The 23069-nt window shown below is 67.5% G+C and carries 16 protein-coding genes; 4 read left to right on the forward strand and 12 right to left on the reverse strand.

Going from position 1 to position 23069, the window contains the following annotated elements; genetic code table 11:
- Window positions 1-43: 43 nt before the first annotated feature.
- From uvrC to G6034_RS08300, 9 genes are all read right to left on the reverse strand, one after another.
- Entirely contained in the window at window positions 44-2011 is a 1968-nt protein-coding gene (uvrC, locus tag G6034_RS08260; RefSeq protein ID WP_176634633.1) for an excinuclease ABC subunit UvrC, read from the reverse strand.
- 2 nt (window positions 2012-2013) lie between these two features.
- Window positions 2014-2682, reverse strand: a complete 669-nt coding sequence (locus G6034_RS08265; protein ID WP_176634634.1) for a 1-acyl-sn-glycerol-3-phosphate acyltransferase — start codon at window positions 2680-2682, stop codon at window positions 2014-2016.
- The gene (locus G6034_RS08270; RefSeq protein ID WP_343037989.1) at window positions 2669-3415 is read right to left on the reverse strand and encodes an HAD hydrolase-like protein; all 747 of its coding nucleotides are present in this window, start codon (window positions 3413-3415) and stop codon (window positions 2669-2671) included. Before G6034_RS08270 ends, G6034_RS08265 begins: the two co-directional genes overlap by 14 nt.
- A gap of 88 nt (window positions 3416-3503) precedes the next feature.
- Entirely contained in the window at window positions 3504-6389 is a 2886-nt protein-coding gene (gene uvrA, locus G6034_RS08275) for an excinuclease ABC subunit UvrA (RefSeq protein ID WP_176634635.1), read from the reverse strand.
- Between the two features lie 178 nt (window positions 6390-6567).
- Window positions 6568-6951 carry a GntR family transcriptional regulator gene (locus G6034_RS08280; protein ID WP_176634680.1) on the reverse strand — a complete coding sequence of 128 codons (384 nt, stop codon included), beginning with the start codon at window positions 6949-6951 and terminating at the stop codon, window positions 6568-6570.
- Window positions 6952-6956: 5 nt separating this feature from the next.
- The gene (locus tag G6034_RS08285) at window positions 6957-8888 is read right to left on the reverse strand and encodes an ABC transporter ATP-binding protein (protein ID WP_176634636.1); all 1932 of its coding nucleotides are present in this window, start codon (window positions 8886-8888) and stop codon (window positions 6957-6959) included.
- Window positions 8885-10627, reverse strand: a complete 1743-nt coding sequence (locus G6034_RS08290; protein WP_176634637.1) for an ABC transporter transmembrane domain-containing protein — start codon at window positions 10625-10627, stop codon at window positions 8885-8887. The genes G6034_RS08285 and G6034_RS08290 overlap by 4 nt, the downstream gene beginning before the upstream one ends.
- A gap of 245 nt (window positions 10628-10872) precedes the next feature.
- A complete protein-coding gene (locus G6034_RS08295) occupies window positions 10873-11571 on the reverse strand; it encodes a PIG-L deacetylase family protein (RefSeq protein ID WP_176634638.1) in 699 nt (232 codons plus the stop codon).
- Window positions 11572-11600: 29 nt separating this feature from the next.
- On the reverse strand, window positions 11601-12416 hold the full coding sequence (locus G6034_RS08300) for a trans-aconitate 2-methyltransferase (RefSeq protein WP_246295457.1): 816 nt from the start codon (window positions 12414-12416) through the stop codon (window positions 11601-11603).
- Window positions 12417-12473: 57 nt separating this feature from the next.
- Here G6034_RS08300 and G6034_RS08305 point away from each other — a divergent pair, with 57 nt between their 5' ends.
- A complete protein-coding gene (locus G6034_RS08305) occupies window positions 12474-15014 on the forward strand; it encodes a DEAD/DEAH box helicase (protein ID WP_176634639.1) in 2541 nt (846 codons plus the stop codon).
- A 157-nt stretch (window positions 15015-15171) separates the two neighbouring features.
- Window positions 15172-16290 carry an alcohol dehydrogenase catalytic domain-containing protein gene (locus tag G6034_RS08310; RefSeq protein WP_176634640.1) on the forward strand — a complete coding sequence of 373 codons (1119 nt, stop codon included), beginning with the start codon at window positions 15172-15174 and terminating at the stop codon, window positions 16288-16290.
- 53 nt (window positions 16291-16343) lie between these two features.
- Here the strand turns inward: G6034_RS08310 and G6034_RS08315 are convergent, their stop codons facing one another.
- Window positions 16344-17711 carry an MFS transporter gene (locus G6034_RS08315; protein ID WP_176634641.1) on the reverse strand — a complete coding sequence of 456 codons (1368 nt, stop codon included), beginning with the start codon at window positions 17709-17711 and terminating at the stop codon, window positions 16344-16346.
- Window positions 17712-17885: 174 nt separating this feature from the next.
- On the opposite strand from G6034_RS08315, the gene G6034_RS08320 reads away from it, so the two are divergent.
- Entirely contained in the window at window positions 17886-18416 is a 531-nt protein-coding gene (locus tag G6034_RS08320) for a GNAT family N-acetyltransferase (RefSeq protein ID WP_176634642.1), read from the forward strand.
- Window positions 18413-19720, forward strand: coding sequence for an alpha/beta fold hydrolase (locus tag G6034_RS08325; RefSeq protein WP_343037990.1), 1308 nt, complete (start codon window positions 18413-18415; stop codon window positions 19718-19720). Before G6034_RS08320 ends, G6034_RS08325 begins: the two co-directional genes overlap by 4 nt.
- Before the next feature lie 107 nt (window positions 19721-19827).
- On the opposite strand, the gene G6034_RS08330 is transcribed toward G6034_RS08325, so the two are convergent.
- Both G6034_RS08330 and uvrB read right to left on the reverse strand, forming a co-directional pair.
- Window positions 19828-20823, reverse strand: coding sequence for a TerC family protein (locus G6034_RS08330; RefSeq protein ID WP_176634643.1), 996 nt, complete (start codon window positions 20821-20823; stop codon window positions 19828-19830).
- A gap of 161 nt (window positions 20824-20984) precedes the next feature.
- Complete coding sequence (gene uvrB / locus G6034_RS08335) at window positions 20985-23060, reverse strand: excinuclease ABC subunit UvrB (RefSeq protein ID WP_176634644.1); 2076 nt, start codon at window positions 23058-23060, stop codon at window positions 20985-20987.
- Between the last annotated feature and the right edge of the window lie 9 nt (window positions 23061-23069).

Genomic DNA, 23069 nt, shown 5'->3' on the forward strand with positions numbered 1-23069 from the left:
CTTGGAATCCCCGCCTGCTGCGGGCAGCGGCGGTCCGGGCGTCTTAGTCAAGGATCTCGCCGGTTGCCATGTTGACGGCGGGGGCCGCGGCCTGGCTGCCGGAGGCCAGGGTGTCGTGGATGGACCGCGCCAGCACGGGGCCGATGCCTTTGGCCTGCTCCAGTTCCTCCACCGAGGCGGCCCGCACCTTTTTCAGCGAGCCAAAATGGCCCAGGAGGGCCTTTTGCTTGGCCGCGCCCAGGCCGGGGATGGTGTCGAGGGCGGAGGCTGTCATGGCCTTGCCGCGCTTGGCCCGGTGGAAGGTGATGGCGAAGCGGTGCGCCTCGTCGCGGATGCGCTGGAGCAGGTAGAGCCCTTCGGAGGACCGGGGCAGGATGACGGGGAAGTCGCTGTCCGGCACCCACACCTCCTCGAGCCGCTTGGCCAGCCCGACGACGGCGACGTCGGTGATGCCGAGTTCGGCGAGGGCGCGGGCGGCGGCGTTCACCTGGGGCACGCCGCCGTCGACCACCACCAGGTTGGGCGGGTAGGCGAACTTGCTCCGGGCGGGCTCGGGGGCGTCGCCGGCGGTGATGTCCCCGGAAGCCTGCATGGTCCGGGCCCGCTCCTGCTTCTCGGCCAGGTAGTTGCGGAACCGGCGCGTGATGACATCGTGCATGGAGGCGGTGTCGTCGACGGCGGCGTCGCCGGTGATGGCGAACTTGCGGTACTCGCCCTTCTTGGCCAGCCCATCCTCCACCACCACCATGGAGGCCACCACGTTGGTGCCCTGCACATGCGAAATGTCAAAGCATTCGATCCGCAGCAGGGGCATGGGAAGGTCCAGCGCCTCCTGCAGTTCGGCCAGTGCGAGCGAGCGGGCGGTGAGGTCTCCGGCGCGGCGGGACTTGTGCAGCACCATGGCCTGGCGCGCATTTTGCCGCACCGTGTCCATGAGCGCGGCCTTTTCCCCCCGCTGCGGCACCTTGATGTCCACCTTGCCCCCGCGCAGCCCGGCGAGCCAGGCGGCCAGGTCCCCGTGGTTCGCGGGGAGCTCGGGCACCAGGACCTGCCGCGGAATGGCGTCCTGCTGCTGGTCCTCGGCGCCGTAGACCTGCTGCATGAGGTGCTCCCAGAGGTCGGCGTCGGTGGCGTCCTCCACCTTTTCCACGACCCAGCCGCGCTGCCCGCGGATCCGGCCCCCGCGCACGTAAAACACCTGCACGGCCGCCTCGAGCTCGTCCTGTTCGACGGCGAAGATGTCGGCGTTGGTGTCTTCCGCCAGCACCACGGCGTTGCGCTCAAACACCTTTTTCAGGGCGATGACGTCATCGCGCAGCCGGGCGGCCTGCTCGTAGTCGAGTTCGGCCACGGCGGCCGCCATGTCCTTCTCCAGCCGTCCGATGAAGCGCTTGGCCTCACCGCCCATGAAGTCGCAGAAGTCCTGGGCCAGCGCCCGGTGGTCCTGTTCACTGATGCGGCCCACGCACGGGGCCGCGCACTTGTCGATGTAGCCGAGCAGGCATGGCCGGCCGCTGCGTTCGGCGCGCCGCAGCACCCCCGGGCTGCAGCTGCGGACGGGGAAGACGCGCAGCAGGGTGTCCATGGTCTCGCGGATGGCCCCGGCCGTGTAGGGGCCGAAGTACTTCGTGTCCTTGCGCCGCTCGCCGCGCATGACCTGCACGCGGGGGTACTTCTCCCCCATGGAGACGGCCAGGTACGGGTAGGACTTGTCGTCGCGGAAGGCGAGGTTGTACCGGGGCGAGAATTCCTTGATCCACGTGTATTCCAGCTGGAGGGCCTCGAGTTCGCTGCCCACGGTGGTCCACTGGACGCTGGCCGCATGGTGCACCATGGCGTGTGTCTTGGGCAGCAGCCCGGCAGGGTTGGCGAAGTACGAGTTCAGCCGGGACCGCAGGTTTTTCGCCTTGCCGACGTAGATGATGCGCCCGTGTTCGTCCCGGAACCTGTAGACGCCGGGATCGGTGGGGATCTCCCCGGGCCGGGGCCGGTAGCTTGCTGGGTCTGCCATGGCTACTCCGCGCTGGGGCTTTGGTTGTACTGGGCGCAGCGTTCCTGGCCGGTCAGGGCGGCGATGGCGTCCATGATGGCGTCAGTGACGGCCCGGCGGGCGGGCAGCGAGTGGTCGGGGCCGGTCTTCTCAAAGTGGAGCGGCTTGCCGAAGCGCAGGGTGAAGTGTGCCGCCTTGACAGTATTCCGGCCGGCGGGCTGCAGCTTTTCGGTCCCGGTGATCCCGACCGGGACCACGGGTGCGCCGGTGGTCAGGGCCAGCCATCCCACGCCGGTGCGTCCGCGGTACAGGATGCCGTCGCGGGAGCGCGTGCCTTCCGGGTAGATGCCCACGCCGTCGCCGCGGCCCAGGATCTCCAGCAGCGTCTTCAGTGCCTGGACGCTGGCGGCCTGCTCGCCGCGCTCCACCGGGATGGAATGCACGGCCTCGAAAAACTGCCTCGTGAGGCGGCCCCGCACGCCCTTGCCGGTGAAGTACTCGGCCTTGGCAAAGAACGAGACGGGCCTGGGGGTGAGCGCCTGGACGATGACGGAGTCAAGGAAGGAGAGGTGGTTCGGCGCCACGATGAACGGTCCGCGCGCGGGGACGTTTTCCAGCCCCTCCACGGTGGGCCGGCACAGTCCGGCGATGGTCGCCCGGGTCAGGACCCGGGTGAGGTCATACAGTGCCACTGGCGGCCTCCCCGGCGCCGGGGACGGACAGTTCACCGGCCAGTGCCTGCAGCAGCTCGGCCGACGAATGGACGACGCCGGCGGCCCCCGCCGCCTCCAGCTCGCCGTCGGGGGCGAATCCCCAGGCAACGCCGATGCAGTCCAGGCCGTTGGCACGGGCCCCGTTGACGTCCTGGTGCCGGTCCCCCACCATGACGGCGCGGTCCGGGCCGGCGAGTCCGACCAGGGCCGAGGAGATGATCTCCGCCTTGCCCGCGCGGTAGCCGGGGTCCCCCGGCATGAGGGACTCGTCCGTGTGGGAGCCGCGGATGATGTCAAAACAGGCGGCCAGCCCGTGGTGGGCGAGCAGGGTGCGGGCCAGGTGCTCGGGCTTTTGCGTGGCGACGGCCAGCTTGACGCCGCGGGTGCGCAGCTCGCCCAGCAGTTCCTTCATGCCGGGGTAGACCACGGACATGGCCATGCCCCGGTCGGCGTACCAGCTGCGGTACTCGGCAATCACCGTCGGCACCAGGGCCTCCGGCACCCCGACAATGCCGACCAGGCCGTCGGCCAGCTTGGGACCCACCATGCGGTCGAGGACCGCGGGCTCCGGGACGGGCAGGTCCATGGCGCGCAGGGCATGCGCGATGCCGCCGGTGATGCCGCCGGCCGGGTCGACGAGGGTGCCGTCCAGGTCGAAGAGGACGGCGGGGATGGGGCCGGCGTCAACAACGGCGGCTTCGGCTATAGTCACGACCCTAGTTTCTCATGAGCCCTGCGGCCCGCCGGGCACATATGCCCCTGCCGGCATGCACGGCGGGCCGTGCGGTATTTTCGCGCACCTACACCAACGCCTCGCGCAGGAACGTGGCCGTGTAGCTTTCGGTGCTCTTGGCCACCTTCTCGGGTGTCCCGGCCGCCACCAGCTGCCCGCCGCCCGTGCCGCCGTCCGGGCCCAGGTCCACTATCCAGTCCGCGCTTTTGATGACGTCGAGGTTGTGCTCGATCACAATGACGGTGTTGCCTTTGTCCACGAGTCCCTGCAGGACCAGCAGCAGCTTGCGGATGTCCTCAAAGTGCAGGCCGGTGGTGGGCTCGTCCAGGACATAGATGCTGCGTCCGTTGGAGCGCTTTTGCAGTTCCGCGGCCAGTTTCACGCGCTGCGCCTCGCCCCCGGACAGCGTGGTGGAGGCCTGGCCCAGGCGGACATAGCCGAGGCCGACGTCGACCAGTGTGCGCAGGTGCCGCGCGATCGGGGTGAAGGCGGCGAAAAACTCCGCGCCCTCCTCGATGGGCATGTTCAGCACGTCCGCGATCGACTTCCCCTTGTAGTGGACCTCCAGGGTTTCACGGTTGTAGCGCGCGCCGTGGCACACCTCGCACGGGACGTAGACGTCCGGCAGGAAGTTCATCTCGATTTTCAGCGTGCCGTCGCCCATGCAGGCCTCGCAGCGCCCGCCCTTGACGTTGAAGGAGAAGCGGCCGGGCTGGTAGCCGCGGACCTTGGCCTCGTTGGTCTCGGCGAAAAGCTTGCGGATGTTGTCAAAGACGCCGGTGTACGTGGCGGGGTTGGAGCGGGGCGTGCGCCCGATGGGGCTCTGGTCCACGTGCACCACCTTGTCCAGGTGCTCCAGGCCGTCCACCCGAAGGTGGCGGCCGGCCACCTGCTTGGCGCCGTTGAGCTTGGTGGCCAGCACCTTGTACAGGATTTCGTTGACCAGCGTGGACTTGCCTGAGCCGCTCACTCCGGTGACGGCGGTCATGACGCCCAGGGGGAAGGCGACGTCCAGGTTCCGCAGGTTGTTCTCCCGCGCGCCGATGACCTTCAGCTCCCGCTTTTTGTCGTACTTGCGGCGCTTGGCCGGCACGGCGATGCTCCTGCGCCCGGAGAGGTAGTCGCCTGTCAGCGACTCCGTGTTTTTCAGCAGGTCCGCCACGGAGCCGGAGTGCACCACCCGGCCGCCGTGTTCCCCGGCGCCGGGGCCGATGTCCACGATCCAGTCGGCCTCGTTGATGGTGTCCTCGTCGTGTTCGACCACGATGAGCGTGTTGCCCAGGTCCCTGAGCCGGGTCAGGGTTTCGATGAGGCGCCGGTTGTCGCGCTGGTGCAGGCCGATCGAGGGCTCGTCCAGCACGTAGAGCACGCCGACCAGGCCGGAGCCGATCTGGGTGGCCAGCCGGATGCGCTGGGCCTCGCCGCCGGACAGGGTGGCGGAGGCCCGCTCGAGGTTCAGGTACTCCAGGCCCACGTCCAGCAGGAACTTCAGCCGGGCCTGGATTTCCTTGAGAACCTGGCTGGCGATCTGGGCTTCGCGGCCGGTCAGCACCAGGTTGGAGAGGAACTCGAAGCAGTCGCGCATGGACAGGGCGCACACCTCGGCGATGGACTTGCCGTTGATCAGCACGGACAGTGACGCCGGGTTCAGGCGGGCGCCGCCGCAGGCCGGGCACGGGATCTGGCGCATGTACTCTTCGTAGCGGTCGCGGGCGGAGTCCGATTCCGTCTCCAGGTGCTTGCGCTGGATGTACTGCACCGCCCCTTCAAAGCCGGTGCTGTACTTGCGCTCACGGCCGAAGCGGTTCCGGTACTGGACCACCACCTTGTGGTCCTTCCCGTACAGGATGGCCTGGCGCGAATCGGTGCTGAGCTTGTTCCAGGAATCGTCCAGCGAAAAGCCGAGGTCGTCCGCCAGCCCCTCCAGGAGCCGGTTCCAGTATTCGGTGGTGGCGGTGCCCAGCGACCAGGGCGCGATGGCGCCGTCGCGCAGGGACAGGAACGGGTTGGGGACCACCAGGTCCTCGTCCACCTCCAGCTTGGTGCCAATGCCGCTGCAGGCGCTGCAGGCGCCAAAGGGGTTGTTGAAGGAGAAGGAGCGCGGCTCAATTTCGTCGATGGCCAGGGGGTGCTCGTTGGGGCACGCAAGGTTCTCGGAGAACGACCGGATGCGCCCGGCGTCGGACTCCCCCAGGTCCACCAGCTCGGCGAGGACACGGCCCTCGGCCAGGCCCAGGGCCGTTTCCACGGAATCGGTGAGGCGCTGGGAGATGCCGTCCTTGACCACCAGGCGGTCCACCACCACCTCGATGGTGTGCTTGAACGTCTTCTTCAGCTTGGGCGGCTCGGACAGCTGGACCTGCGCGCCGTCGACCTTGGCGCGGGAGTAGCCCTTGGCCGTGAGTTCGCGGAACAGGTCCACGAATTCGCCCTTGCGGTCCCGCACCACGGGCGCCAGCACCTGGAAGCGGGTGCCCTCGGGCATCTCCAGCAGCTGGTCCACGATCTGCTGCGGCGTCTGCTTGGCGATGGGCTCCCCGCACACGGGGCAGTGGGGCACGCCCACACGCGCCCAGAGCAGGCGCATGTAGTCGTAAATTTCGGTGATGGTTCCCACGGTGGACCGCGGGTTTTTCGATGTCGACTTCTGGTCGATCGACACGGCCGGGGAGAGCCCCTCGATGAAGTCGACATCCGGTTTGTCCACCTGGCCGAGGAATTGCCGGGCATAGGCCGAGAGGGATTCCACGTACCGCCGCTGGCCCTCGGCGAAAATGGTGTCAAAGGCCAGCGATGACTTGCCCGAGCCGGACAGGCCGGTGAAGACGATCATGGAGTCGCGCGGCAGGTCCAGGTCGACGTTGCGCAGATTGTGTTCGCGGGCGCCCTTCACCACGAGCCGCGAAAGGTCGGGGCGCTTGGTTTCCGGGGTCGCGGTGGCAGGTTGGTACATTGTTTCCTTCGCTTTTCCGTCCGGCGTCCTGGGGCTCCGGCACTCATTCCGGCCCAGTTTTCCGGCAGGCGCGGACGCGGTGCGCACGTCGCACCACCCTATAGTATAGTCGAATCTTCGTTCGAACAACGCCTCTCGAACACCATTTTCGAACGGCACTCCGGGCGCCGCGCCCGGTCTAGCGCACGGTGCCGCGTTCCAGCGCGGCGGAGACAATTGCCAGCGCCTTGGGCCCGGGAATGCCCAGTGCGCGCACGACGGCGGCATAGGACTCCGCGGCCTCGGCCACCTGGGCGCCGATCACGTCCCCGCCGGAGGCGACGGCCGTGCCGCTGCGCCCCGCGGTGACGACGATCCCGGCCTGCTCGAGCTCGCGGTAGGACCGTGCCACGGTGTTGGCCGCGACACCCAGGGACGCGGCCAGCGACCGCACGGGGGGAAGCTTCGCGCCGACGGCCAGCCCGCCGGAGGCCGCAAGGTCCAGGATGCGCAGCCGGATTTGCTCGAACGGCGGCACCGAGGAGCCGGTGTCCAGGGCCCACCTGCGCACTATCACGTCCATGGCGTTCACGCCGTGCCCACTTCCTCCACCAACGGGTCGCCGAATTGGCTCATGTAGAGATCGTAGTAGAACGAGTGCTGATCAAGCAGTTCGCCGTGCGTGCCCTGCTCGATGATCCGGCCGTCGTCCATGACCAGGATCAGGTCGGCGTCGCGGATCGTGGAGAGGCGGTGGGCAATGACAAAGCTGGTCCGGTCCTTGCGCAGGCGGTTCATCGCCTGGCGGATCAGGACCTCGGTGCGGGTGTCCACGGAGCTCGTCGCCTCGTCCAGGATCAGGATGCCGGGGTTGGCGATCCAGGCCCGGGCAATGGTCACCAACTGCCGCTGGCCCTGGCTCAGCCCGCCGCCGTCGTCCGTCAGGACAGTGTCGTAGCCCTCGGGCAGGGAACGCACAAAGTGGTCCACGTGGGTGGCCTCGGCCGCCCCAATGATTTCCGCCTCCGTGGCGTCCAGCTTGCCGTAGGCCAGGTTGTCCCTGATGGTCCCGCCAAAGAGCCACGCGTCCTGAAGCACCATGCCGAACTTGCGCCGCAGCTCGTCCCGGGTGAGCTCGGCCGTGTTGACGCCGTCGATGCTGATCCGGCCGGAGTCGATCTCGTAGAAGCGCATGAGCAGGTTGACCAGGGTGGTCTTGCCGGCGCCCGTGGGGCCGACGATTGCCACCGTCTGCCCCGGCTCGGCGACCAGGGACAACTCCCGGATGAGGGGCTCGTCCGGTTTGTAGCTGAAGTTGACGTGGTCGAAGACCACCCGGCCCCTGACCACGGGCAGCGTGGCGGCCGGCTGGTGGTCGGGTTTCTGCTCCGGCGCGTCAATGAGTTCAAACACGCGTTCGGCGGAGGCCACGCCGGACTGCAGGAGGTTGATCATGCTGCCGATCTGGGCCATGGGCTGGCTGAACTGCCGGGAGTACTGGATGAAGGCCTGGACGCTGCCGATCGTGAGGATGCCCGAGGCAACCTGGATTCCGCCGAGCACGGCCACCACCACATAGTTCAGGTTGGAGACAAAGTTCATGCTGGGCATGATGATGCCGGAAATGAACTGGGCCCTGGCGCTGGATTCGTAGAGTTCGTCGTTGGAGGCCCGGAACTTTTCAATGGCTTCGTCCTGCCGCCCGAAGGCCTTGACGATCTCGTGCCCCGTGAACATTTCCTCCACGTGTCCGTTGAGGTCGCCGGTGGACTTCCACTGCACCATGAACTGCACGCGGGAACGCTTGGCGATCACCACCGTGATGCCGGCGATGATGGGCACGGTGAGCAGCGAGATGCCGGCCAGCAGCGGGGAGATGGAGAACATCATGGCCAGCACGCCCACCACTGTCATGGCGGCGATGAGCAGCTGCGTCAGGGTCTGGTTGAGCGTCTGGGAAAAGTTGTCGATGTCATTCGTGACGCGGGAAAGCACGTCGCCGCGGGATTCCTGCTGGAAGTGGGACATGGGCAGGCGGTCCAGCTTCTCCTCGATCTGCCACCGCAGGCGGTACATGGCCCGCTGGACAATGCCCGTGGTGATGTAGCCCTGGGACCAGTTGAAGAAGAAGGCCGCAATGTAGAGGGCCAGGACGATCGCCAGCACGGCGGCCAGGGCGTTCATGTCCATTCCCTGGCCCGGCACCACGTTCATGCCCGAGAGCATGTCCGCCAGCTGTCCCTGCCCGGCGGCACGCAGCGCCGCCACGGCCTGGTCCTTGGTGGTGCCGGCCGGGAAGCGGTCCAGCATCTGGCCCACCACGCCGTTGAAAATGATGTCGGTCGCGTGGCCCAGCACTTTCGGCGCCACCACGGACAGGCCCACGGACACGGCGGCGAGCACCACCACGGAGACCATCCGCAGCCGGTCCACGGCCAGCAGGCGCAGGATGCGCTTGAGGCTCGGGCCGAAGGCCATGGGCTTTTGCGGCGGCCTGCCGCCGCCCCTCATCATGCTCATGCCGCGGTCTCCCTGTCCTCGTCCGTCAGCTGCGAGGTGACAATTTCCTGGTAGGTGGGGCAGCTTTCCAGCAGTTCCTCATGCGTGCCCTGACCCACCAGCCTCCCTTCGTCCAGCACCAGGATGTTGTCCGCGTGGCGGATGGTGCCCACGCGCTGGGCCACCACCAGCACGGCCGCATTCGCGGTGACCGGCTTGAGGGCGGCGCGCAGCCTGGCGTCGGTGGCGTAGTCCAGGGCGGAGAAGCTGTCGTCAAACAGGTACAGGGACGGATTGCTGACCACGGCCCGGGCAATGCACAGGCGCTGGCGCTGGCCCCCGGAGACGTTGGCGCCGCCCTGTTCAATCGTGGCGTCCAGGCCGCCGGGCATGTCGCGGACAAAGTCCGCCGCCTGGGCCACCCCGAGGGCGGCCCACAGCTCGTCTTCGGTGGCGTCCGGCCTGCCCATGCGCAGGTTGGTCGCCACGGTGCCGCTGAACAGGTACGCCTTTTGCGGGACCAGCCCGATCGCGCTGCGCAGCGACTGCAGCGTCACCGCGCGGATGTCGTGCCCGCCCAGGGCAATGCTGCCGCCGGTGGCGTCGAGCAGCCTGGGTATGAGGTTCACGAGGGTCGACTTGCCGCTGCCCGTGGAGCCGATGACCGCCGTCGTGGTTCCGGGTGTGGCGTCAAAGCTGATGCCGGAGAGCACGGGGTCCTGGGCGCCGGGGTACTTGAACGCGGCGTCTCGGACGGAGAGCCGGCCGTCCAGCCGGGCCACGGCGAGCGACTCCGGGGTGTCCGCCACGGAGGGTTCCGTGTCCAGGACCTCCTGGATGCGTTCGGCGCTGACGGCGGCGCGGGGGATCATCATGAACATGAACATGGCCATCATGACCGACATCAGGATCTGCATGATGTAGCTCAGGAACGCGGTCAGGGCGCCGATCTGCATGTTGCCGCCGGCTATGCGCTGCCCGCCGAACCAGAGCACGCCGACGCTGGTGAGGTTGACCACGAAGAAGATGGTGGGGAACATGAGGGAGAGCAGCCGGCCGGCACGCAGCTGCGACGCCGTCAGGGCGCCGTTGGCGGTGTCGAAGCGTTCGGCCTCGTAGTCCCTGCGCACAAAGGCGCGGATGACGCTGATGCCGGTGATCTGCTCGCGCAGCACGCCGTTGATGTCATCGAGCTGGTGCTGGACCTTGCGGAAGGTGGGGACCAGGATGCGCACAATCAGGCCGATGGCCACCACGAGCACGGGCAGGATGACCAGCAGGAGCCCGGAGAGCGGCACGTCCTGCCGCATGGCCAGGATGATTCCGCCGATGCACATGATGGGCGCGGCGACCATGAGGGTGAAGGACATCAGCGTCAGCATCTGCACCTGCTGGACGTCATTGGTGGTGCGGGTGATCAGCGATGGCGCGCCGATGATTCCCACCTCCTGGGCCGAAAATGTCTCGACCTTGTTGAACAGGTCCCGGCGCACCTGCCGGCCCACGCCCATGGCCAGGCGGGCGCTGAGGAACGTTGCCACAATGGCGCAGACGACCTGCCCGGCGGTGATCAGCAGCATCCAGCCGCCCAGGTTGAAGATGAGGCCGATGTCACCCTTGACCACGCCGTCGTCGATGATGTCCGCGTTGAGGGTGGGCAGGTACAGGGTGGCCAGGGTCGAGAGGAACTGCAGCACCACTATGGAAATGAGTGGAACCTTGTGCGGGGCCAGGTTGCGCCCGATCAAGCGGAACAGCACGGATCCTCCTCATGGCGCCCGGTCGGGGCGCATTGACTCATTCAGCTAACAAGCTACTCCCCCGGCTTGTGCCTTGTCTGCCCAGTTTTCTCTGGGCATATTTTCCGTGGGAGGGCGTGGTTGGGCCCACGCGCCCGAGGGGCCCCGGCTGACGCGCCAGCGTTGGCGTGGGAGGGTGTGGTTGGGCCCACGCGCCCGAGGGGCCCCGGCTGACGCGCCAGCGTTAGCCGGGGAGGGCGTGGGGACTAGCCGTAGAGTTCGAACCTCACCTGGCCCCCTGCCGTCACCATCCCCACCTGCCGGCGGGCCTGGGACTCCACCGGGTCCGTGCCGAGCGCCTTGAGGTATTCTGCGTGCTCGGCCAGGGATGCCACGGCGCGTTCAATGCTGCGTTCGCTGACCGGCTGGGCATGGGTGGGGTGGGGCGAACTGATGGCCACGCGGCGCACCTTGTGCCGTGCCAGTCCCTCCTCGAGCAGTTCCGGGAAGATCCACTCGTTGTCCGCATCGGAGACGGCGTCGAGCACGCTGCGGCCCACGGCGCGGTGGTCGGCGCTGTTCCAGCGGCCCGGGCCCCATTCGTCCCGGTGGTTCAGGGTGAGCACCAGATCCGGCCGCACCTGGCGGATGCGCCCGGCAATCTCGCGGCGCAGCTGCAGGCCCTCCTGGACGCGGCCGTCCGGGTGGTCCAGGAACGCCAGGCTGGCGACGCCCACCCGGAGGCACGCGTCCTGCTGCTCCCGCATGCGCAAGGGACCCGACTGTTGCGGCGGCAGGCCCGCAATGCCCGCCTCGCCGCGGGTGGCCAGCAGGTAGTGGACCTCCCTGCCGCCCTCCGTCCACTCCGCCACCGCCGCGGCCATGCCGTACTCGGGGTCGTCGGGGTGGGCAACAATGACCAGGGCGGTCTGCCAGTCCAGGGGAAATGCTTCCAGCTCAGCCATGTGACGTGCCTTTCATCCGTGCGTGAATTTCATTGCTTCTGCCCCACCATGAAAATCCGGCGGAAGGGGTAGACGGTGCCAAACTCCCCCGCAGGGTAGGCCTCGTCCAGGAGCGCCGAATACTCCGCCTCAAACGCGCCCCCATCCCGCTCGCCGAGGGCCTGCAGCACGGGGCGGAGCCCGGTCCCGCGCACCCAGTCCAGCACGGGGTGCTCCCCGGGGAGCAGCTGGCTGTAGGTGGTTTCCCACACATCGGCCCGGGCTCCGCCGCGCAGGAGCAGCTCGTGGTACTGCCCCGGTTCCCATACCGTGTCCTGGTGCCGCAGGACGCCGGCCAGCTGCTTTCGCCAGCGTGGGGATCCGGCCACCTCGCGCATGAGCGTGTGCGAGGGCGCGTCAAAGTTTCCCGGCACCTGCACACCCAGCCAGGCACCTGGCTCCAGGACGCCCAGCCACCCGGACAAGAGCTTCTGGTGGCCCGGAACCCACTGCAGGGTGGCGTTGGAGACCACCACGTCGGTCTCCCGCCCGGGAGCCCAATTCGCAATGTCGGCGAGCCCAAAGGCGAGGTTTGCCGGGAGTCGCGGACCGGCGTCGTCCGCGGATCCGCCCGCGCGCTGGGCCGCCGCGACCATCTCCGGGGAGCTGTCCAGGCCCCGCACCCGCGCGCCGGGCCAGCGCCGGGCCAGGGTGGCTGTCAGGTTCCCCGGACCGCAGCCAAGATCCACCACGCCCCGTGGCGCGGGGGCGGTGATGCGGGCCGTGAGGTCGAAGAAGGGCCGGTTGCGGAAGTCGCCGAATTCCACGTATTTGGCCGGGTCCCAGGCCAGCTGCTTTGTTCCCATGGCGTTATCCTGCCACAGCCGTTCCCCTGGCTGCGGCGCCCGTAGACTGGGGGGACCATGAACCTTCTTGAACAGCTCTCCGGCCTCGACCCGAAAACCTCCAGCGATGACGACGTCCTGGAGGCGTTCCTGGAATGGACAGCGGACCGCGGGCTGGAGCTGTACCCGGCGCAGGAAGACGCCGCCATTGAGCTGGTCAGCGGCAACAACGTGATCCTCTCCACCCCCACGGGCTCGGGGAAGTCCATGGTGGCCATCGCCGCGCACTTCAACGCCATGGCACGAGGCGCCTCCAGCTACTACACGGCCCCCATCAAGGCCCTGGTCTCCGAGAAGTTCTTTGCCCTGTGTGAGATCTTTGGCGCCGAGAACGTGGGCATGGTGACCGGCGATTCCTCCGTGAACCAGGACGCGCCCATCATCTGCTGCACGGCGGAAATCCTGGCCAACATCGCCCTGCGCGAGGGTGAGGACGCCGATGTTGGCGTGGTCGTCATGGACGAGTTCCACTACTACTCCGACCCACAGCGGGGCTGGGCGTGGCAGGTGCCCCTGCTGGAGCTGCCGCAGTCGCAGTTCCTGCTGATGAGCGCCACCCTGGGGGACGTCACGCGCTTTGAAAAGGAGCTCACGGAACTGACCAACCGGACCACCACCACGGTCTCCTCCGGCGTGCGTCCCATTCCGCTGCACTACTACTACGTCACCACCGGCGTCCACGAATCGCTCGAGGAACTGCTCGCCACAAAGCAGGTCCCCGTCTATGTGGTGCACTTCAGCCAGGCCGAGGCCATTGACCGCGCGCAGAACCTGATGAGCATCAACGTCTGCACGCGGGAGGAAAAGGACCGGATCGGGGAGCTCATTGCCGGCTTCCGCTTTTCCGCGGGCTTCGGCAAGACGCTCAACCGGCTGGTGCGCCACGGGATCGGCGTCCACCACGCGGGCATGCTGCCCAAGTACCGGCGCCTCGTGGAGCAGCTGGCCCAGGCCGGGCTGATGAAGGTCATCTGCGGCACCGACACCCTGGGCGTGGGCATCAACGTGCCCATCCGCACCGTCCTCATGACGGCCCTGAGCAAGTACGACGGCGTGCGCACCCGCGTCCTGCAGGTGCGGGAGTTCCAGCAGATTGCGGGCCGGGCCGGGCGGGCCGGCTACGACACCGCAGGGACGGTGATTGTGGAGGCGCCGGAGCACGTCGTTGAAAACACCAAGGCCATGGCCAAGGCGGTGGCCAAGTTTGGTGACGACGCCAAGAAGCTGCGCCAGGTGGTGAAAAAGAAGCCGCAGCAGGGCTTTGTCAGCTGGGGCGAGCCCACGTTCACCCGGCTGAGCGAATCCGTGCCCGAGCCGCTGACGTCCAGCTTCACCGTCACCCACGCGATGCTGCTGAACCTCCTCGAGCGCCCGGGCGACCCCTTCCACGCGGCCCGGAAGCTGCTCACCGAAAACCACGAGTCCCCCGCCGCGCAGCGCAGGCTGATCCGCAAGGCCCTGGGCATCTACCGCGAGCTGCTGGGCGCCGGCATTGTGGAGCGTATCCCGGAGGCTGAGCTGGAGGCGGACGGGCGCACCGTCCGGCTCACCACGCACCTGCAGATGAACTTTGCCCTGAACCAGCCGCTCTCCCCCTTCGCCCTGGCCGCGCTGGAGCTGCTGGACCCCGAGTCCCCAAGCTACGCCCTGGACGTCATTTCCGTCATCGAGTCCACGCTGGAGAAGCCGCGGCAGATCCTCAGCGCCCAGCTCAAGCGCGAACGGACCGAAAAGGTGGCCGCCATGAAGGCCGAGGGCATCGAGTACGACGAGCGCATGGCCATCCTTGACGAGGTCACGTACGCGATGCCGCTGGCTGAGCTGCTGTTCGGCGCCTTTGAGGTCTACCGCAAGGCGGCCCCGTGGGTGGGCGATTTTGAGCTCAGCCCCAAATCGATCGTCCGCGACCTTTACGAGCGGGCCATGAACTTCGGCGAATACGTCCAGTACTACTCCCTGGCCCGCTCCGAGGGCATTGTGCTGCGCTACCTCACCGACACCTACAAGGCGCTGCGCCAGACCGTCCCCCGGGACGCGCTGCGCGAGGACCTGGAGGACATCATCGCCTGGCTGGGCGAGCTGGTTCGCCAGGTGGACTCCAGCCTGCTGGACGAATGGGAAAAGATGACCAGTGGCGAGCCGGAGGAGGCCCTTGCGGCCGAATTTGCCGTGCCTCCCGTGCCACCGAAGCTGACGGACAACCACCGCGCCTTCCGGGTCATGGTCCGCAACGAGCTGTTCCGCCGCGTGGAACTCGCCGCGGATGACAACTTTGAGGAGCTGGGCGCGCTCGACGGCGGCCATGGCTGGGATGCCGACCGCTGGGCCGACGCCCTGGACGGGTACTGGGACGAGCACGAGTACATCGAGTCCGGCCCGGCCGCGCGCGGGCCGGCGCTCCTGCACATCACGGAGGGCCCCGCCCAATGGAAGGTCCGGCAGGTGCTGGCGGATCCGGCGGGCAACCACGACTGGTCCATCACGGCCACCGTGGACCTCGAGGCGTCGAACCAGGCCGGGGCCGCCGTCGTGCGCCTGGAGGACTTCAGCCGCCTGTAGCGCTCCCCGCGCGCCCCGCTTGACACGAAGGCCTGCCCGGATCGACATTGGAGCCATGTGCCCCTGCCGACACTTGGGATGACCCTCCCGCCGCCACAAGGCCGGTCGTGGCTGCCAGGGGCACACACCCGCGCCGAATCCACTGAAAGGCCGTGCCATGCGAGCCGCTGTCCTCTATTCCACCGTCGCGCCCGGAACCAGCTACGCGGACGCGCGTCCGCTGGTCCTTGAAGAACTCGAGGCGCCGGAACCGCGCGCCGGGGAGCTGGGCGTGCGCATCGTGTACTCCAGCCTGTGCCATTCGGACCTTTCCGTGGTGGACGGTTCCCGCATCCGGCCGCTGCCCATGGCGCTGGGGCATGAGGCGGTGGGCCGCGTCGCCACGGTTGGCCCCGGGGTGACCGACGTGAAGGTTGGCGACCATGTGGTGCTCGTGTTCGTGCCAAGCTGCGGCAGTTGCCGGGCCTGCACGGCCGGGCGCCCCGCCCTGTGCCACCGGGCCGCCGCCGCGAATGGCGCGGGCGCGCTGCTGCACGGCGACGCGCTGCTGCAAACCTCCCGCGGCGAACGCATCAACCACCACCTGGGCGTCTCCGCGTTCGCCGACTATGCCGTGGTCGCCCGCGAATCGGCGGTGGTCATCGACGACGACGTACCCGACGAGGTCGCCGCCATGTTCGGTTGCGCCGTGCTCACCGGGGCAGGAACCATCCTGCACACCGCGGACGTGCAGCCCGGACAGTCGGTGGCCGTGTTTGGCCTGGGCGCCGTGGGCCTCTCCGCCGTCATGGCGGCCCGGCTGGCCGGGGCGTCCGCCGTCATCGCGATCGATCCGATTGGGGCCAAGCACCAGCTCGCCCTCGACTGCGGGGCGAGCGTGGCGGGGACGCCGGCCGACGCCGCCCGGCTGGTCGCCGAGGCCTCCGGCGACGGCGTCGACGTGGCTGTCGAGGCGGTCGGGTCAGCGGCCGTGATCGCCTCCTGCCTGGACCTGGTCACCCGGGGCGGGGCCGTGGTGTCCGTGGGCCTGCCGCACCCCTCCGCGGAACTGACCGTTCCCGCCCTGCAGTTCGCCGGTGCGGGCAAGCGGCTGCTGGGGTCCTACATGGGCGACGCCGTCCCGCGGGAGGACATTCCCCGGTACCTGGACTGCTGGCGGCGGGGCCGGCTTCCCGTGGAACTGCTGCACACCGACACCCGGCCGCTGGCCGAGATCAATGAAAGCCTCGACGAACTGGCGGCCGGACGGGTGGTGCGCCGGCTGTTCAAGGCCTGACGCCGGGCGCCGGCCGGCCCGGTCCGACGCCGGGGCGCCGGCCGGGCCGGCGCTCAGCCTGCGCTGCGGGTTTCCCCCACGCGGTCCGGCCGCGGGGTGTAGGTGCTCGAATCGGAGATGTCGGACTTGGAGCGGTCCTTCAGCCCCAGCGACGCGGCGATGGTGATCAGGGCAGAGATCAGGATGTACACGGACACCGCATATCCGGTGCCGAAGTTGTGCAGCAGGACGGTGGCCACCAGGGCGGCCGGGCCGCCGGCAATGATCGAGGACAGCTGGTATCCCAGCCCGGCGCCGGTGTACCGGAGGTTGGTTGGGAAGTTTTCCGCAATGATTGACGCCTGGGGGCCATACTGCATGGCGTGCGGGATGAGCGCCACGGACAGGGCGATGAAGACCAGCCAGGGGGCGCCGCTGTCCAGCAGCGCGAAGTAGACAAAGCCCCACACCCCGGTGATGGCGGCGCCGAGCTGGTAGATCCGCAGGCGGCTCTTCTTGTCTGACAAATGCCCGAAGTACGGCACAAAGAAGAGTTCCAGCGCCGCGGCGACCATGGTGCCGATGAGGACGAAGTTGTAGCTGTAGTTGTGGTTCTTGTCGGTCAGGTAGGACAGCACAAACGCCGTCACGATGTAGAAGGGCATCTGCTCCGACATGCGCAGGAGGGCCGAAAGGACGATCTCCTTCGGGTACCGCCTGATGACCTCCAGGACGGGCGCCTTCTGGGTCTTTTGGTTCCTGACCACCTCCGCGAACATGGGCGTTTCCAGAATCCGGATCCGGATGTACAGCCCGATGGCCACCAGGACCAGGCTCAGGAGGAACGGGATGCGCCAGCCCCAGGCGATGAACGCCTCCGTTCCCATGATGGCATTGAACAGGGCCATCAACCCCGTGGAGAGAATGATGCCGATCGCCACGCCAAGCTGCGGCCAGCTGGCCATGAGCCCCCGGCGCTTCTGGTTGCCCCACTCCATGGACAGCAGGATGGAGCCGCCCCACTCCCCGCCCACCGCAATGCCCTGGAAGACGCGCAGGATGATCAGGATGGCCGGGGCGGCGTCGCCCCAGGAGCCGGCCCCGGGCAGGGCGCCGATCAGTGCCGTGGAAATGCCCATCATCAGCAGCGTGATGATCAACATCGCCTTGCGCCCGATCCTGTCCCCCCAGTGGCCAAAGATGGCCGCCCCGATGGGACGCGCCACGAAGCCGACAAAGTAGGACGCAAAGGAGGCGATCAGGCCCAGGTAGGGGGACATGTGGGGGAAGAACACGTGCGGAAACACGAGGGCCGCCGCCGCGCCGTAGAGGAAGTAGTCATACCACTCGATGGTTGTGCCAATGGTGCTGGCGACCGCCGCCTTGCGCATCTGGCTTCGCTGTTCGTGGCTGCTCAGCGCAGCCATTTCACCTGTACTCATGGTGGTCCCGCTTTCATCATTGAATCGCTTAAACCGTTTTCCCCCTTTTCCGTCCTAATGAGAGTTGTGTGTTTTGTCAAGGAATCGTGGAGGATTCCTTGGGAACGGCTGTGCATTCACAGCTGGCGGACCGGGCGCGGCGCACCGGCCCCCGGCACCGGATAAGCTCGATTCATGAGTTTGATTCGCACCGCGTCGCCCGCCGACGTTCCCGCCATCCTGGGCATGATCCACGATCTCGCCGTCTACGAAAAAGAGCCCCACGCAGTGGTCAACACGGGGGAAATGCTGCATGCGCGCCTTTTTGGCGACAACCCGCAGGTTTACGCGCATGTCGTGGACAGCCCGGTTGCGGGCGGGCCGATTGTCGGTTTCGCGCTGTGGTTCCTGAACTACTCCACCTGGGAGGGCACCCACGGCATCCACCTCGAGGACCTGTATGTGCGCCCCGAGGCGCGCGGCGGGGGCCACGGCAAGGCCCTGCTGCGCACGCTGGCGCGAATCGCGGTCGAGCGCGGTTACGCCCGCGTCGAGTGGAGCGTGCTGGACTGGAATGAGCCGTCCATCAACTTTTACAAGTCGATCGGCGCCGAACCCATGGACGGCTGGCACGTGTACAGGCTCGACGGCGGCGCGCTGGGCACCCTGGGCGCCAGGGCGGCCAACACGGCGGAAGCGGCCAGTACCGCCGGGGCCGGCGCGTGAGCGCCGGCGGCAACGGCGCCGGGGCCAGCTATGTAGTCCGTGGCACCGCGCTGCGGGACCACTGGTTTGACGCCCCCCTGGACCACGCCGATCCGTCCGGCCCCACCATCAAGCTGTTCGCCCGCGAGATGTTTGACCCCGCGCTGGAGTCGGCGGGACTGCCCTGGCTGCTGTTTCTGCAGGGCGGCCCCGGCGGGCGCGGCAACCGCCCCCTGGGGCTGAGCGGCTGGCTGCGCGAGGCGTCCAAGAGCTTCCGGGTGCTCATGCTGGACCAGCGGGGCACGGGCCTGTCCACCCCGGCATCGCGGCAGACACTGCCCCTGCTCGGCGATGCCGGTGCGCAGGCCGACTACCTGGCCCACTTCCGGGCCACCGACATTGTGGCGGACGCCGAGCTGATCCGCACGGCGCTGGGGTCGGGCCCCTGGTCGATCTTCGGCCAGAGCTACGGCGGCTTTTGCGCCCTGACGTACCTGTCCTTTGCCCCCGGGGGCTTGAAGGAGGTGCTCATTACGGGTGGCCTGGGCCCGCTCACTGGGCCGGCGGACCAGGTGTACCAGGCCACCTTTGGCCGCCTGATTGGCCGCAACGCCGAGTACTTTGCGCGCTACCCGCAGGACCGGGCGGTTCTCACCCGGATCATGCGCCACGTCAGGGACGTGCCGGAACTCCTGCCCACGGGTGAACGCCTCACCCCTGAGCGCGTGCAGATGCTCGGCAACTACCTTGGCGGCAACACGCGCATCGATGCACTCCACTACCTGTTGGAAGACGCGTTTGTCCCCACGCCCGGCGGCGACCGCCTCTCCGACGGATTCCTGACCCAGCTGTCCGCCCAGGTCTCCCGCGCCGCAAATCCGCTGTATGCGCTCATGCACGAATCAATCTACGTCCAGGAAGAGGCCAGCAACTGGGCCGCCGCGCGGGTCCTCTCCGCCCGGCCCGAGTTCGCCCCGGATGCGGCGGAGCCGCTGCTCACGGGCGAGGCCGTGTATCCGTGGTACTTCGTCCAGGACCCCGCGCTGGCGCCGCTGCGTGAAGTAGCGGCACTCCTGGCCGCCCGGACCGAGGGCTGGGGACGGTTGTACGACCTGGACCGGCTGGCGCGCAACACTGTTCCCGCGGCGGCGGCAGTCTACACGGAGGACATCTATGTGGACCGGGACATATCCCTGTCCACGGCGTCCGCCGTGAAGGGCCTCCAGGTCTGGGAGACGGCCGACTTCCACCACGACGGCATTGCCGACGACGGGGAGGGCATCTTTGCCCGCCTTCTGGCCATGGTCCGCGGGGAAGACGCCTAGGGGGGCTGGGCGGCGGCCACCATGCGCCACAGCCCGGGCCAGTCCGGAGCATGCGCAAAGTGAGACTTGCGGCCTGCTCCGGACTTGCCTTCCGAACACCGAACGCCTCAACCGGCGTTGGGCTGGCGCTCCTTGTTTTTGGCGTGGACGATGCTGGCGACGATCGCGACGGCCATGGTGCCGAGAATGACGGCCAGCGACACGAAGGTGGGGATCTCCGGGGCCCAGGCGATGGAGTGGCCGCCGTTGATGAACGGAAGCTCGTTGACATGCATGGCGTGGAGCACCAGCTTGATGCCGATAAACGCCAGGATCACGGACAGGGCGTGCTTGAGGTATACCAGCCGGTCCATGAGCCCGCCGAGCAGGAAGTACAGCTGCCGCAGGCCCATGAGCGCGAAGATGTTCGCCGTGAAGACAATGAAGGCGCTTTGCGTCAGGCCGAAGATGGCCGGGATGGAGTCCACGGCGAACAGCAGGTCCGTGATGCCGATGGTGACAAACACCACCAGCATGGGCGTGAACACCTTCTTGCCTGCGGCGGTGGTGGTGCGGAGGCGGCCGGCGTCGTAGGTGTCAGTCATGGGGATGATGCGGCGCACGCCGCGGATGAGGAAGTTCTCCTTGTCCTCGTCGCCGCCTTCGCTTTCGGGGCGGCTCTGCTTCCAGGCGGTCCAAAGCAGGAAGGCGCCGAAGATGTAGAACACGGCGCTGAACTGCTCGATGACCACGGCGCCGACCATGATGAAGATGCCGCGCAGGACAAGGGCGATGATGATGCCCACCATCAGCACTTCCTGCTGGTAGCGTCGCGGCACGGAAAAGCGGGCCATGATGATGATGAAGACAAACAGGTTGTCGATGCTGAGGCTGTATTCAGTGACCCAGCCGGCCACGAACTGGCCGCTGAACTCGGCGCCCGTGAAGATGAACAGCATCACCGCGAACAGGAGGGCGAGCCCGACGTAGAAGGCCACCCACAGCCCGGCCTCCTTCATGGAGGGGATGTGCGGGCGCCTGATGACCAGCAGGAGGTCGGCGAGGAGGATCAATCCCAGGACGGCAAAGGACCCGACCTCGAACCAAACGGGCAAATTGTGCATTGTGCGCCTTTCAAGGTATGGCGAAGAGACATAAGTCTCTCCGCTGCCTTGAGGCAGCCGCTACACCCGGCGCGGCAACGGTGCCGCACGTGCTGACGAATGTAGCGCTTGGGATACTCCCCTACGTGCGTCCAAGCCTACACGGCATTGGGGCCTGCCGCCTACGCGTGGCCCGCCTCGCGCATTTGCCGCAGCTCCTTCTTCAGGTCCCCCACCTCGTCGCGCAGCCGGGCCGCAAGTTCAAAGTGCAGCTCCGATGCGGCGCCGTGCATCTGTGCCGTCAAGTCCTCGATCAGGTCCACCAGGTCGCCGGCGGGACGGGCGGCGAGCCCGTCGCGCCGCACCGACGACTTGGCGGTTTCGCGCTTGGTCCGGGCCTCCTGGAGCAGCGCGGCGGTGTCCGCGTCCTCCCGTGCCAGCTGGTCGGTGATGTCGGCGATCTTCTTGCGCAGCGGCTGCGGGTCGATGCCCCGTTCGGTGTTGTAAGCCACCTGGATGACCCGGCGGCGGTTGGTCTCGTCGATGGCAAACTGCATCGAGTCGGTGATCCGGTCCGCATACATGTGCACCTGTCCGGACACGTTGCGCGCGGCACGGCCGATTGTCTGGATCAGGGAGGTCCCGGAGCGCAGGAAGCCTTCCTTGTCCGCGTCCAGGATGCTGACCAGGGACACCTCGGGCAGGTCCAGGCCTTCCCGGAGCAGGTTGATGCCCACGAGGACGTCAAAAACTCCCATGCGCAGCTCGCGCAGGAGTTCCACGCGCCGCAAGGTGTCCACGTCCGAGTGCAGGTACTGGACCTTGATGCCGTTGCCCAGGAGGTAGTCCGTCAGGTCCTCCGCCATCCGCTTGGTCAGCGTCGTGACGAGGACCCGCTCGCTCTTCGCCGTCCGCTCCCTGATCTCGCCCAAAAGGTCGTTGATCTGGTCCTTGGACGGCTTGACGATGATTTCCGGGTCGATCAGGCCCGTGGGGCGGATGATCTGCTGCACGAACCCGTCCGACTTTCCCAGCTCGTACTTGCCCGGGGTGGCGGAAAGGTAGACGGTCTGGCCGACGCGGTCCAGGAATTCGTCCCATTTCAGCGGCCGGTTGTCCATGGCGGAGGGCAGCCGGAAGCCATGGTCCACCAGGGTCCGCTTGCGGGACATGTCGCCCTCGTACATGGCGCCGATCTGGGGAACCGTGACGTGGGATTCGTCGATGACCAGCAGGAAGTCGTCCGGGAAGTAGTCCAGCAGGCAGTGCGGGGCGGTTCCCGCCGCGCGCCCGTCAATGTGGCGTGAATAGTTTTCGATGCCGTTGCAGAATCCCATCTGCTCCATCATTTCGAGGTCATACGTGGTGCGCATGCGCAGCCGCTGGGCCTCGAGCAGCTTGTTTTGGCTCTCCAGCTCCTTGGTGCGCACGGCCAGCTCGTCCTCGATCGCCTTCACGGCCCGGGCCATCCGCTCCGGCCCGGCCACGTAGTGCGAGGCCGGGAACACGTACATTTCGGTTTCCTCGCGGATGACCTGGCCCGTCAGCGGGTGCAGCGTGTAGATGTTCTCGATCTCGTCGCCAAAGAACTCGATGCGGAGGGCCTGTTCCTCATACATGGGGATGATCTCCACGGTGTCGCCGCGCACGCGGAAGGTTCCGCGGTGGAAGTCGATGTCGTTGCGCGCGTATTGCATGCTGACGAATTTCCGCAGCAGGTCGTCGCGGTTCATCGTGGCGCCCCTGGTCAGCGTGACCATGCCGGCAACGTACTCCTCCGGCGTGCCCAGGCCGTAAATGCAGGACACCGTGGCCACCACCACCACGTCGCGCCGGGTCAGCAGGGCGTTGGTGGCCGAGTGCCGCAGCCGTTCCACTTCCTCGTTGACCGAGGAGTCCTTTTCAATGAACGTGTCCGACTGCGGCACGTACGCTTCCGGCTGGTAGTAGTCGTAGTAGGAGACGAAATATTCGACTGCGTTGTTGGGCAGCAGCTCCCGGAACTCGTTGGCCAGCTGGGCGGCCAGCGTCTTGTTCTGCACCATCACGAGGGTGGGCCGCTGCACCTGCTCGATCAGCCAGGCGGCCGTGGCGGACTTTCCGGTGCCCGTGGCGCCCAGCAGGACAATGTCCTTCTCACCGTTGGTGATCCGCTCGGTGAGTTCCTTGATCGCCGCGGGCTGGTCCCCGGCCGGCTGAAAATCGCTAATGACCTCAAACGGGGCAACGACTCGGTTAATTTCCTGCGCAAGACTCATGCGCATAAC

Source organism: Arthrobacter wenxiniae (assembly GCF_013376105.1).
Lineage (GTDB): Bacteria > Actinomycetota > Actinomycetes > Actinomycetales > Micrococcaceae > Specibacter > Specibacter wenxiniae.